This window comes from Streptomyces sp. WAC07094, from assembly GCF_036320405.1.
Classification (GTDB): domain Bacteria; phylum Actinomycetota; class Actinomycetes; order Streptomycetales; family Streptomycetaceae; genus Streptomyces; species Streptomyces lannensis.
Map to the genome: position 1 here is coordinate 51,138 of NZ_JAVMJZ010000004.1, position 12,505 is coordinate 63,642.

Below are 12,505 nucleotides of genomic sequence, written 5' to 3' on the forward strand. Positions count from 1 at the left end.
CCTTCGCAGCCGGGGGTGCCTTCGTGCAGGGCAGGTGCTGTCGGGCCGACGGGCGACTTCAGCCGGCCAGTTCGCCGAGGAGGCGCCAGGTGCGTTTGCGGTCGTCTTCTCCCGCGATGTCGGTGCCCGAGAACACGACCTCGGTGGCGCCGGCGTCGCGGTAACGGCGTACCTCGGCCCCGACGGTCCTCTCGTCGCCGATCACCGCCAGGTCGGCGGCCCGCCGACCGCCGGAGAGTTCGATGACCCGCGCGTAGGACGGGATCTGTTCGTAGAAGGCGAGGTTCTCGGTGGCCTTGGCCCGCACCGCGTCGACGTCGTCGGTGACCACACCGGGCACCAGGGCCACGATCCTGGGCGCGGGGCGGCCGGCGGCCTCGGCCGCGGCGATCAGGGCGGGCACGATGTGCTCCGCCAGGGCGCGCGGTCCCGCCAGGTAGGGCAGGATCCCGTCCGCCAGCTCCCCGCTGACCCGCAGCGCTTGCGGCCCCATCGCGGCGACCAGCAGGGGGACACCGCTCCCGGCACCCGGTACCCGCGCCGGGACCGGGGTGGTCGCGGTGAGCAGCTCACCGTGGAAATCGGCCGTACCGGTCTGGGTCAACTGCCGCAGGGCGGTGAGGAATTCGCGCAGCCGGGCGACGGGCCGCTCGAAGGGCAGGCCGAAGCCGGTCTCCGTCAGCAGTTTCGTGCCCAGGGCCAGACCGAGGTGGTAGCGGCCGTGGGTCGCGGCCTGGGCGGTCTGGGCCTGGCTGGAGACCAGCAGCGGGTGGCGGCCGAAGACGGGGATCGCCGAGGTGCCGACCTGCAGTGTGGGCACTTCCCGCCCGACGATCGCCGCGAGCTGGGGCGAGTCCGCGCCGAAGGTCTGCCCGAACCAGGCCGACGTAAGACCGAACTGCGCTGCCTCCTGGGCCAGTTCTACGGTGGCGTCGACCTGGTTCGGCGCGTCGGATGCGTTGAGCGCTACTCCAACAGTCATGTCAGTCACAACGGGCGCCGGTCGAACCGGCATTCCGGTCCGTGTGTGACAGCTTCTTGTCAGTCATGTGTACTGCGTCCTGAGTGGAAGGGCGTCCCGGCGCTCAGCCCGCCTGCTGTTCGGTCCTGTGCGGAGCGGTGCGTGAGGGGTTCGCGCGGGCCGAGGTTCTCGCGCAGGGTGCCCGGCAGTTGGGCATTGCGGCAACCGAAGGCATCAACGTCCTGGTGGACACCGTGGGCGGCAAGCAACTGACAGCGCCACTCACAGCGGCGCGCCGCGGCGCCCGATCAGCGCTCGTCGGCGCGCTGTCCGGCCAGTCCACCTGGTGGACCCGGCGTTGACATCTGTTCGGGCCGTTGTCTTAATTACGGCTCAGAACGGTCATGAGTGTCAGCGACAAGCCCTGGCTTGCTGACCGGCAACCCTCGCACCGCGGTGGGGTGCCCCAGGTGACGACCGGACCGGATGACGTTTCGGTAAGCGCGAGGCCCACAGGGCCGGAACAGTGACGGTGACGCCATGTATGCAGCTCCCAGGACGGCGATGTGCCGCCTGCAGGGCTGCGTACCGTCGTACGCGAACCTGCTCGTCGCTGATCGCGCCGTCGATCTGCTCCGCGTGAACAGCGCACTGTGTACCGCACCGGGCCGCGCCCGCTGTCGGGGCTGACACCGCCCCGCAGCCCCCGCACTTCCTGACGAACACCGCACCCGCGGTGTGCCTTTGCCCTCCCCGGTATCTCGCCGCCGTGCGCGCCGCTGCAAGCCGCCGTGCTTCCGGGGTGTTCCCACCCAGCCGGAGCCCACCATGAGTGAACCCCCTGGCGCCACCGTCACCCTCACCGAGCAACCGACCGCCGGCGAGCCGTCAAAACTACTCACCGCTCAGCGGGTTCTTCCGCTGCGGCGGCCAGGCCGCTGGATCGCCACCGCGGTCGTGCTGGTCCTGGTCGCCCAGTTCGTGCACGGACTGATCACCAACCCCTTCTACCAGTGGGACCGCTGGAGCTACTGGTTCCTGCGCCCCACCATCCTCGACGGCCTGCTGATCACCCTCGAAGTCACCGCCTACAGTGCGGTGCTGGGTCTTGTCGGCGGCATCGTGCTCGCACTGGGCCGGCTCTCGAAGAACCCGGTGCTGCGCGCGGTCAGCTGGACCTACGTCTGGGCGCTGCGCTCCATCCCGCTCATCGTGGTGCTGATCTTCCTCTACAACTTCAGCGCCCTGTACAAGACGTTGAGCGTCGGCATCCCCTTCGGCCCGGCCTTCTTCTCCTTCGACGAGTCCAGACTCGCCACCGACATGGTCGTCGCGGTCATCGGGCTCAGCCTCAACGAGGCCGCCTACGCGGCCGAGGTGGTACGCGGCGGCATCCTCTCCGTCGACCAGGGCCAGCACGAGGCGGCCGCGGCGCTCGGCCTGCCCAAGGGCTACCAGTTCAGGAAGATCGTCTTTCCGCAGGCGCTGCGCTCGATCATCCCGAGCTATGTCAACCAGCTCATCGGCCTGATCAAGGGCACCTCGCTGGTCTTCTACGTCTCCCTGCTCGACCTGTTCGGCTCCGCGCAGACCATGGGCTCCACCTACCCCGGCGACATCGTGCCGCTGCTGCTGGTCGTCACCGTCTGGTACCTGATCCTGACCAGCGTCGTCTCCGTCGTCCAGTTCTACGTCGAGCGGCACTACGCCCGCGGTGCCACCCGCAGCCTGCCGCCGACCCCGCTGCAGAGGCTCCGCACCGGTCTCACCGACCTGCGGGCCCGTATCCGCCGGGAGGCCGCCCTATGACCGCCAAGACGCTCGACGCCCTGACGGACGTCGAAGCCGCCACCGTCGAGGTCCACGACGTGCACAAGTGGTACGGCACCCACCGGGTACTGGACGGCGTCGACCTGAGGGTCCGCCCCGGCGAGGTCACCGTCATCCTGGGCCCCTCCGGCTCCGGCAAGTCCACCCTGCTGCGGGTCATCAACCACCTGGAGAAGCCAGAGATCGGCCACGTCAGCATCAACGGCGAGCTGATCGGCGTGAGGCGGCAGGGCGAGCGGCTGAAGGAACTGAGCGAGCGGGCCATCCTCACCCAGCGCAGCCGCATCGGCTTCGTCTTCCAGAACTTCAACCTCTTCCCGCACCTGACCGTCCTGGACAATGTGGCCGCCGCCCCGGTCGCCACCGGGAAGCTCGGCAAGCCCGAGGCCCGGGAACTCGCCCGGGAACTCCTTGGCCGGGTCGGCCTCGCCGACAGGACCGGCGCCTACCCGCGCCAGCTCTCCGGCGGCCAACAGCAGCGCGTCGCCATCGCCCGCGCCCTCGCCCTGCGCCCCGGCGTCATCCTCTTCGACGAGCCCACCTCCGCCCTGGACCCGGAACTGGTCGGTGAAGTACTCGCTGTCATCAAGGACCTGGCGTCCAGCGGCACGACCCTCGTCATCGTCACCCATGAGATCGGCTTCGCCCGCGAGATCGCCGACCGGGTCGTCTTCATCGACGGCGGCCGGATCGTCGAGCAGGGCCCGCCCTCCGAGGTCCTCGACAAGCCCCGGCACGAGCGGACCAGGGACTTCCTCAGCAAGGTCCTCTGACCCGCCGCCGCACCCCTCGACTTCCCCCCACGCCCGCCCCTCATCACTTCCAGCGACAAGGAACGGCCATGTCTGCCCACTTCACCCGACGCAGCCTGATACGCGGCATCACCGCGGCGATTGCCGTCGCCACCCTCGCCACCGGGCTCGCCGCCTGCGGTGGCGACAGCGACGCCGCCACCACGACGAGCGACAGCGCCGGCACGGTCACCGTCGGCCGGCTGTCCAACGGCGCCGCCAAGGAGACCACCCTGAAGGTCTCCGAGGTCAAGTCCATCAGCGACCAGCTGCCCGACGCGATCAAGAAGAGCGGCAAGCTGGTGATCGGGTCCGGCACCCTGCCCTCCGGCTCCCCACCGCTGGGCTATGTGGGCAGCGACCAGAAGACCCTCACCGGCTCCGAGGTGGACCTGGCCCGGCTGGTCGCGACCGTCCTGGGCCTGGAGCCCGAGGTCAAGCGGTTCACCTGGGAGAACCTCTTCGTCGGCATCGACAGCGGCAAGGTCGATGTCGGCTTCTCGAACATCACCGACACCGAGGAACGCAAGCGGAAGTACGAGTTCGCCTCCTACCGCAAGGACGACCTCGCCTTCGAGACGCTCAAGTCCTCGAAGTTCGCCTTCGACGGCGACTACACAACCCTCGCGGGCAAGACCGTCTCGGTCGGCGCGGGCACCAACCAGGAGCGGATCCTGCTGGAGTGGCAGAAGAAGCTCCACAGCGAGGGCAAGAAGCTCACCATCAAGTACTTCCAGGACAACAACAGCCTTTACCTGGCCCTGAACAGCGGCAAGATCGACGCCTACCTGGGCCCCAGCCCCAACCTCTCCTACCACGTCACGCAGACCGCGAGCACCCCCAACGCGACCAGGATCGCGGGCCAGTACTCCGGCGCCGGCGCGAGCCTCCAAGGGCTGATCGCGGCCACCGCGAAGAAGGACAGCGGCCTGGCCAAGCCGCTCGCCGACGCCATCAACCACCTGATCGAGAACGGGCAGTACGCCAAGTGGCTCGCCGCCTGGAACCTCTCCAGCGATGCCGTCACCGAGTCCGAGGTCAACCCGCCGGGACTGCCCCTCGACAACTCCTGACCACCGCGTGCTTGGGGCCCCACCACCACCCCGGTGGAGCCCCCGGGCACGCGCGACACCCCGAGCCGAGCCGCACCCCGGAGACCGCCACACCATGTCCGTCACCACCCTCGACGCCCGCTCCTCGCACATCCTGGACAACCCCGCCTGGGCCGCGCTCACCGGCCCCCACGCCCACTTCGCCGAACGAATCGGCCACGCCGCCCGCTACCACCAGGACGTGGCCCCCTTCTACGCCGTCCCCGACGAGGACGACCCGCGCGCCTGGACCGACCTCGCCACGCTCGTCGGTCCCGGCGGCACCGCCTCGGTACGGGGCGTCACCCAGGCACCGCAGGGCTGGGAGGTCGTACGCACCGGACACGGCGTCCAGCTCGTGGACACCTTTCTGCGTGCCGAACCCGACGCCGACGCCGTACGGCTCGGTCCCGACGACGTGCCCGAGATCCTCGACCTGGTCGCCCGCACCGAGCCGGGCCCCTATCTGCCCCGCACCGTCGAGTTGGGCACCTACCTCGGCATCCGCCACCGCGGCCGGCTGATCGCCCTGGCCGGCGAGCGGCTGCACCCGCCCGGCTGGACGGAGATCAGCGCCGTGTGCACCGACCCCGGGCACCGTGGCCGGGGCCTGGCCACCCGTCTGGTCCGCGCGGTCGCCGCCGGCATCAAGGAGCGCGGCGAACGCGGCTTCCTGCACGCCGCGGCCAGCAACGCGAACGCGATCCGGCTGTATGAGTCGATCGGCTTCACCCTGCGCCGCCGTACCGTGTTCTCGCTCGTCCGGCACACCGGCGCCGCAGCTCTGGAAGAAACGGCATAGCCGTGCCGTTGTCCTTGTCGAAGGCGAATGCTCGGACCGTTCGGACGGAGGCGCGACACATGACACGTGTACTGCGCGCCGTCCGCCTCCACTCCCGGCCCCACATCGACCTGCAGCGCGTGGCCGGCGCCCTGTGTAGCTCCTGACCCGTTTCCTCATCCGCCGTGCGCCCCGTTCCCGCGGGCCGGCGATCTCGTACGGACCTCCAGGAAGGCACCCTCGTGTCCTCAACTCCCCCTCCTTTGCACCTCGCCGTCGCCCTCGAGGGCACCGGCTGGCACCCCGCATCCTGGCGCGACCAAGCGGCCCGCCCCCGCGACCTGTTCACCGCCGGACACTGGGCGGACCTCGTCGCCGAGGCCGAGCGTGGCCTGCTCGACTTCGTCACCTTCGAGGACGGCCTGGGCCTGCAGTCCTCGCACTACGGCGAGCTGGACGGCCGCACCGACCAGGTCCGCGGCCGTCTGGACGCCGTACTGACCGCCTCCCGGATCGCGCCTTTGACCCGGCACATCGGCCTGGTGCCGACCGTGATCGCCACCCACACCGAGCCGTTCCACATCTCCAAGGCGATCGCCACCCTCGACTATGTCAGCACCGGCCGCGCGGGCCTGCGGGTGCAGATCAGCGCTCGGCCGCACGAGGCCGCCCACTTCGGCCGCCGCACGTTCGCGCCGATCAGCCTGGAGGAGCTCAAGACCGCGGCCGGACAGGAACGGCTCACCGACCTCTTCGACGAGGCCGCCGACTACGTCGAGGTCGTGCGCCGCCTCTGGGACAGCTGGGAGGACGACGCGGAGATCCGGGACGTGGTGAGCGGCCGCTTCGTCGATCGCGACAAGCTGCACTACATCGATTTCGAGGGCAAGCGCTTCAGCGTCAAGGGCCCCTCCATCACCCCGCGCCCGCCGCAGGGCCAGCCGCTGGTCACCGCCCTCGCCCACCAGACCGTCCCGTACCGGCTGGTGGCCCGCCAGGCCGACGTCGGCTACGTCACCCCGCACGACGCCGAGCAGGCCCGCGCGATCGTCGCCGAGATCCGCGCCGAGCAGGAAGCGGCCGGTCGGGCCGGTGAACTCCTGCACGTCTTCGGTGACCTTGTGGTCTTCCTGGACGACGAGCAGGCCGCCGCACAGGACCGCCGCGCCCGCCTCGACGCCCTCGCGGGAAAGCCGTACACCAGCGACGCCCGCATCTTCACCGGTACGCCCGCTCAACTCGCGGACTTTCTGCAGGAGTTGGCGGCGCAAGGGCTGAGCGGCTTCCGGCTGCGGCCCGCGGTCGCCGGGCACGACCTGCCGGCCATCACCCGGGGGCTGGTGCCCGAGCTCCAGCGCCGGGGCGCCTTCCGCACCGCTTACGAGGCCGACACCCTGCGCGGCCTGCTGGGCCTGCCCCGCCCCGCCAACCGCTATGCCGCCACCGCCTGAGCCGGAGGGACGCAACCCACCATGAACAAGCCGCTGAAGCAGATCCACCTGGCCGCGCACTTCCCCGGCGTCAACAACACCACCGTGTGGAGCGACCCGAAGGCCGGCAGCCACATCGAGTTCAGCTCCTTCGTCCACTTCGCGCAGACCGCCGAACGCGCCAAGTTCGACTTCCTCTTCCTCGCCGAGGGCCTGCGCCTGCGCGAACAGGGCGGCAAAATATACGACTTGGATGTCGTCGGCCGCCCCGACACCTTCACCGTCCTCGCCGCCCTGGCCGCCGTCACCGAGCACCTGGGCCTGACCGGCACCATCAACTCCACCTTCAACGAGCCCTACGAGGTGGCCCGCCAGTTCGCCAGCCTCGACCACCTCTCCGGCGGCCGTTCCGCCTGGAACGTCGTCACCTCCTGGGACGCTTTCACCGGCGAGAACTTCCGCCGCGGCGGCTTTTTGCCGCAGGAGGATCGCTACTCCCGCGCCAAGGAGTTCCTGGCCACCGCGAACGAGCTCTTCGACTCCTGGCACGGCGACGAAATCGTCGCCGACAACGCCACGGGTGTCTTCCTGCGGGACGCGAAGGCGGGCTCCTTCGTCCACGCGGGGCAGCACTTCGACATCCACGGGCAGTTCGACGTGCCGCGCTCCCCGCAGGGCCGCCCCGTCATATTCCAGGCCGGCGACTCCGAGGAGGGCCGCGAGTTCGCCGCGTCGAGCGCCGACGCCATCTTCAGCCGGTACGCCTCCCTCAAGGAGGGCCAGGCGTTCTACACGGACGTCAAAAACCGCCTCGCCAAGTACGGCCGCTCCCACCGTGATCTGCTGATCCTGCCCGCCGCCACCTTCGTGCTCGCTGACACCGATGCGCAGGCGGAGGAACTGGCCAAGGAGGTACGCCGGCAGCAGGTCAGCGGTGCCACGGCCCTCAAGCACCTGGAATTCGTCTGGAACCGTGACCTGTCGGCGTACGACCCGGAAGGACCGCTGCCCGACATCGACCCGGACGTCAGCGACAACCACATCTCCAAGGGCCGCGCCCAGGTGCGCATGTACCGCGACCCGCTGGCCACCGCGCGCGAATGGCGGGAGCTGGCCGCCGCGAACAACTGGTCCATCCGGGACCTGGTCATCAACACCGGCAACCGGCAGACTTTCGTCGGCTCCCCGGCCACCGTCGCCCGCACCATCAACGACTTCGTCCAGGCCGATGTGTCCGACGGCTTCATTCTCGTCCCGCACATCACCCCTGGCGGACTCGACCCCTTCGCCGACAAGGTCGTACCGCTGCTGCAGGAGCAGGGAGTCTTCCGCACCGACTACGAGGGCACGACCCTGCGCGACCACCTCGGCCTCGCGCACCCCGACGACGCCCCAGGAGAGCGGGTGGCGTCGTGAAGTTCATCGCGATCACCCTGATCGTGCACCGGCCGGACCCGCTCACCGGGGTACAGAAGCCGACGCACGACCGCTTTGGCGAGGTGCTCGACAACGCCCTGCTGGCCGAGGAGTTGGGCTTCGACGGCTTCGGCGTGGGGGAGCGACACGAGCGGCCGTTCATCTCCTCGTCCCCGACCGTCGTGCTGAGCCATGTGGCCGCCCTGACGAAGCGGATCCGCCTGTTCACGGCCGTCACCACGCTCAGCCTGCTGGACCCGGTCCGGGCATACGAGGACTACGCCACCCTCGACCACCTGTCCAACGGCCGCCTCGACTTGATCATCGGCAAGGGCAACGGCGCCGCCCAGCGCGAGCTGTTCCACGTCACGCCCGAGGACCAGTGGGACCGCAACGCCGAGAGCTACGAGGTCTTCCGGCAGATCTGGCGCCAGGACAAGGTCACCGCCGAAACCCGCTTCCGTCCCCCGCTGACCGACGCCGAGGTGTGGCCACGGCCGTACCAGCGGCCGATCCGGGTCTGGCACGGCAGCGCCACCAGCAAGGAGTCGGTCGACCTGGCGGCCCGCTACGGCGACCCGCTGTTCTCGGCGAACGTCACCCACCCCATCGAGCCGTACGCCGAGTTGATCGGCCACTACCGCGAGCGCTGGGAGCACTACGGGCACGACCCGGCGCAGATCGCCGTCGGCGCCGGCACCGCGGGCATCTACGTCGCCCCCACCTCGCAGGAGGCGCTGGCCGCGTACCGGCCGATCTTCGAGTCCAACCTGGCCTTCTTCAAGAAGGCCGGCCTGCCGGTCGTCTTCGAGACCTTGGAGGACTTCGTCGAACGCAGCTCCGCTCTGGTCGGCAGCCCGCAACAGGTCCTCGACAAGGTGCACCGCTACCACGAACAGTTCGGCCACACCGTGCTCCATCTGCAGGCCGACGCGGGCGGGCTGCCGCAGTCCCAGCACCGCGCCTCCCTGGAGTTGTTCCAGTCCAAGGTCGCCCCCGTGCTGCGCCGCGAGATTCCCGACCCGCCGTTCGTATGGGGACCCGTGCTTGCGGCGTCACCGCTCACCCAGGAGTCCGCCCATGTCTGATGTTGCCCTCGGCGTTCTCGACCTGGTCCCGATCCCGTCCGGGTCGACGGCAGCCGATGCCCTGCGCAACTCCATCGATCTCGCGCAGCAGGCCGAACGCTTCGGATATGCCCGCTACTGGTTCGCCGAGCATCACCTCAATCCCGGAGTGGCCGGCACGTCACCCGCCGTCGTCCTGGCGCTGACCGCATCCGCCACCTCCACCATCCGGCTCGGCTCCGGGGCCGTGCAGCTCGGGCACCGCACGGCGCTGTCCACCGTGGAGGAGTTCGGCCTGCTCGACGCACTGCACCCGGGCCGCTTCGATCTGGGCCTGGGCCGCTCGGGCGGCCGCCCGAGCGGACAGCCGGCCGCACCGTTGCCCACGGCGACCCCCGTCGTCGACGGCCGCACCCCGAACGGCCTGTTGATCCCGCCCCGCTTCTCCTTCGAGCATCTGCTCGGCTCACCCCGCATCGCGCTGCAGCGCAGGCTGCTCCTGCTGCCGGGCGCCCAGTCACAGGAGTACGCCGAGCAGATCGACGACATCCTCGCCCTGCTGGCCGGCACCTACCGCTCCCCGGAGGGCGTCGAGGCGCACGTCGTGCCGGGGGAGGGGGCCGACGTGGAGCTGTGGATCCTGGGCAGCAGCGGTGGCCAGAGCGCCGAGGTGGCGGGCGCCAGGGGGCTGCGGTTCGCGGCGAACTACCACGTCAGTCCGGCCACGGTCCTGGAGGCGGTGGAGGGCTACCGGTCCTTCTTCCAGCCTTCCGAGTTCCTGGACAAGCCGCACGTCAGCGTGTCGGCGGACGTCGTCGTCGCCGAGGACGAGGCAACAGCCCGCGAACTCGCCACCGGCTACGGCCCGTGGGTGCGCAGCATCCGTACCGCCGAGGGCGCCATAAAGTTTCCGACGCCGCAGGAAGCGCGTGCCCACACGTGGACCGAAGAGGACCGGGCCCTCGTCCAGGACCGCCTCGACACACAGTTCGTCGGCTCACCGGGCCAGGTGGCCGACCAGCTGGAACAACTCCAGGAGGCCACGGGCGCGGACGAGTTGCTCATCACGACGATCACCCACGACCACACGGACCGGGTCCGCTCGTACGAACTGCTCGCCAAGCAATGGCGCCGGCGGGGTCACTCCTTCCAGTCGAGCTGATGCCCGGGAGTACACCACCGACCGGCCGTACGTGACCGCTTCGGCGCGGCCCGCCTCGTCGCCGCGCCGACAGCCAAAGACCTTGCGCGTGAAGACGGCCACGCGCTTGGGCGGCCGGCCGTGCGCGACGACGTGGCCGAGCGGTGCGCTCGCTCGCACAGCGGCCCGGTACCGGTCAGCCCGGCGCCAGGCCGCGCAGGAGCAGAGCCAGTGACTGCGGCGGGCTCTGCCCCGCGGTGTCGACGACGACGTGCTCGCGGTCCCACGGCTCGTACTCCCGGTCGAGGACCTGCTGCCAGTCCGGCAGCGGCAGACCTGGAATGTCGACCGACCGCGAGTTCACGCGGCGCCGGTGCTCCGCCGGATCCGAGCACACCACCTCCACGTCGACGGCACGCACGCCCGCCCCGACGGCTGCCTCCCGCCAGGCGTCACGCGTCGCACTCAGCGGATTCACCGATTCCGCGATCACGGTCAATCCCTGCCGCAGATGGTCCTCGGCCAGGGCATATCCGACGACGTAGCCCACGGGGCCCACCGGGTGCCGGGCCATCCCCGAACGGACGATCGCCTGCTCGATGGTGTCGACCCGCAGATGGACCGCACCGATCCGGGCCGCCAGGAGACGGGCGAGCGTGGTCTTGCCCGTGCCGGGCAGGCCGCTCATGACGATGAGCACAGGATCACCCCGTCGTCAGCCGTCGCGAAGAAGCTTCGTACGCCTGGGCGTTGCGCACGAAGAGTTCGTGCAGGTCGCGGACCGCACGGGGAACGGAGCCGGAATGGCGGCGCTGCAGTACCAGCAGTACGTCCGTCGCATCCCCCGCGAGCGGCCGCACGGTGATCGCGCCCTCTCGCTCCAGCGGGTCGCCGACGACGCTGAAGTCCGGCAGCACCGTGGCGCCCAGGCCTTCTGCGACCATCAGCTTGCCCATCTCCGCGCCGTCGGTGGAGTACGAGAAGGACGGTGTCCTGCCGCGGAGCAGCCGGTGCACGAAACGATGCATGACATAGCCGGAGCGCATCACGATCAGCGGCTCGGTCAGGAGGCTGTCCGTATCCACCGCGTCCAAATCCGCCAGCGCACTGTCCGGACGCACACACACCACCGGCCGGCCGCACAGCAGCTCGGTCGTTTCGAAGCCGGGCGGCATGTCGTCACCTTGGAGGTAGTTCACCAAGCCCAGGTCGAAGGCGCCCTCCAACAGCCCGCGGTGGATGTCGGCCTGCTGCGTTGCGACGATCTCGACCTGGGTGACCGGGTGCGCGGCCCGGAACTCGCGCACGGTCGGGATGAGCAGCGGGACGGTGGCCGTGTTCACCGTGCCGAGTCGGACCATGCGGCTGATGCGGTGCTGGTCGCCGGCCGCTCCGCGCAGCCGGTCGACCGCGTCCAGCACACTCATGATGTGGGGCAGCAGCTCCCGTCCCTCGTCGCTGATCTTCGCCCCGGACCGCTTGCGTTCCAGCAGGTCCACACCGAGCTCGCGCTCCAGATTGCGTACGGTCTCGCTGAGCGCCGGCTGGGACAGATGCAGTTCCTCGGCGGCGCGCCGCAGCGAACCGAGCCGTGTGACGGCAGCGATGTATTCGAGCTGTTCGATACGCACGAACAGGAGACTGAGCCCTCCCGCGGACCGGGTTCAAGGGAATCCCTGTCACAACCTCGTGAATACCGACTCTCAGCATGTGGAATCACATCCGGGCATTCTTGACCAGATGGACTTCCTCCTGGTTCGATCGTGACATGAAGCGACAGGACCTCACGCGGCGACGCCACGTCGACCTTGCGCGTGTCTCCAGCGCCTTCTGTTGCTGTCGGGTCTGAGCGCAACGAGGGAAACCCTCCCACTCGCTCCCTCCGCGATCTCTTCTCGTGAATTCCGATCCCGGCCGGTTTCCGTCCTGATGACGAATCTCCCGGGGACGCCGCTCCAGCGTGCCTGAATTCCCCAGACCTCATTCGCCCCGCCCGC

At 69.8% G+C, this 12,505-nt stretch carries 12 protein-coding genes, 1 pseudogene and 1 riboswitch; of the genes and pseudogenes, 10 read left to right on the forward strand and 3 right to left on the reverse strand.

Annotated features, from left to right (window positions below; all coding sequences use genetic code 11):
• Nucleotides 1-58: 58 nt before the first annotated feature.
• A complete protein-coding gene (locus RCR19_RS42120; RefSeq protein ID WP_331270387.1) occupies nucleotides 59-982 on the reverse strand; it encodes an LLM class F420-dependent oxidoreductase in 924 nt (307 codons plus the stop codon).
• A 179-nt stretch (nucleotides 983-1,161) separates the two neighbouring features.
• Here RCR19_RS42120 and RCR19_RS42125 point away from each other — a divergent pair.
• The 10 genes and pseudogenes from RCR19_RS42125 to RCR19_RS42170 all read left to right on the forward strand — a co-directional run.
• A pseudogene (locus RCR19_RS42125) lies at nucleotides 1,162-1,299 on the forward strand (NADP-dependent oxidoreductase); the annotation flags it as partial.
• A 62-nt stretch (nucleotides 1,300-1,361) separates the two neighbouring features.
• A riboswitch (SAM riboswitch) is annotated at nucleotides 1,362-1,471 on the forward strand.
• 318 nt (nucleotides 1,472-1,789) lie between these two features.
• Entirely contained in the window at nucleotides 1,790-2,770 is a 981-nt protein-coding gene (locus tag RCR19_RS42130; RefSeq protein ID WP_331270388.1) for an amino acid ABC transporter permease, read from the forward strand.
• Entirely contained in the window at nucleotides 2,767-3,564 is a 798-nt protein-coding gene (locus tag RCR19_RS42135) for an amino acid ABC transporter ATP-binding protein (RefSeq protein ID WP_331270389.1), read from the forward strand. Before RCR19_RS42130 ends, RCR19_RS42135 begins: the two co-directional genes overlap by 4 nt.
• A 68-nt stretch (nucleotides 3,565-3,632) precedes the next feature.
• A complete protein-coding gene (locus RCR19_RS42140; protein WP_331270390.1) occupies nucleotides 3,633-4,655 on the forward strand; it encodes a transporter substrate-binding domain-containing protein in 1,023 nt (340 codons plus the stop codon).
• A gap of 94 nt (nucleotides 4,656-4,749) precedes the next feature.
• Entirely contained in the window at nucleotides 4,750-5,475 is a 726-nt protein-coding gene (locus RCR19_RS42145; RefSeq protein ID WP_331270391.1) for a GNAT family N-acetyltransferase, read from the forward strand.
• Nucleotides 5,476-5,534: 59 nt separating this feature from the next.
• Nucleotides 5,535-5,621 (forward strand): putative leader peptide, encoded by an 87-nt coding sequence (locus RCR19_RS42150; protein WP_331270591.1) that lies wholly within the window; start codon nucleotides 5,535-5,537, stop codon nucleotides 5,619-5,621.
• Between the two features lie 75 nt (nucleotides 5,622-5,696).
• On the forward strand, nucleotides 5,697-6,905 hold the full coding sequence (locus RCR19_RS42155; protein WP_331270392.1) for an LLM class flavin-dependent oxidoreductase: 1,209 nt from the start codon (nucleotides 5,697-5,699) through the stop codon (nucleotides 6,903-6,905).
• A gap of 21 nt (nucleotides 6,906-6,926) precedes the next feature.
• Nucleotides 6,927-8,300, forward strand: coding sequence for an NtaA/DmoA family FMN-dependent monooxygenase (locus tag RCR19_RS42160; RefSeq protein WP_331270393.1), 1,374 nt, complete (start codon nucleotides 6,927-6,929; stop codon nucleotides 8,298-8,300).
• On the forward strand, nucleotides 8,297-9,388 hold the full coding sequence (locus RCR19_RS42165; protein ID WP_331270394.1) for an LLM class flavin-dependent oxidoreductase: 1,092 nt from the start codon (nucleotides 8,297-8,299) through the stop codon (nucleotides 9,386-9,388). The genes RCR19_RS42160 and RCR19_RS42165 overlap by 4 nt, the downstream gene beginning before the upstream one ends.
• Nucleotides 9,381-10,529 carry an LLM class flavin-dependent oxidoreductase gene (locus RCR19_RS42170; protein WP_331270395.1) on the forward strand — a complete coding sequence of 383 codons (1,149 nt, stop codon included), beginning with the start codon at nucleotides 9,381-9,383 and terminating at the stop codon, nucleotides 10,527-10,529. Before RCR19_RS42165 ends, RCR19_RS42170 begins: the two co-directional genes overlap by 8 nt.
• 175 nt (nucleotides 10,530-10,704) lie before the next feature.
• Here RCR19_RS42170 and RCR19_RS42175 read toward each other — a convergent pair whose 3' ends face one another.
• Together RCR19_RS42175 and RCR19_RS42180 are read right to left on the reverse strand one after the other, a co-directional pair.
• Complete coding sequence (locus tag RCR19_RS42175) at nucleotides 10,705-11,208, reverse strand: AAA family ATPase (RefSeq protein WP_331270396.1); 504 nt, start codon at nucleotides 11,206-11,208, stop codon at nucleotides 10,705-10,707.
• A gap of 4 nt (nucleotides 11,209-11,212) precedes the next feature.
• Nucleotides 11,213-12,139: a LysR family transcriptional regulator gene (locus RCR19_RS42180; protein WP_331270397.1), complete on the reverse strand. Its 927-nt coding sequence runs from the start codon at nucleotides 12,137-12,139 to the stop codon at nucleotides 11,213-11,215.
• Between the last annotated feature and the right edge of the window lie 366 nt (nucleotides 12,140-12,505).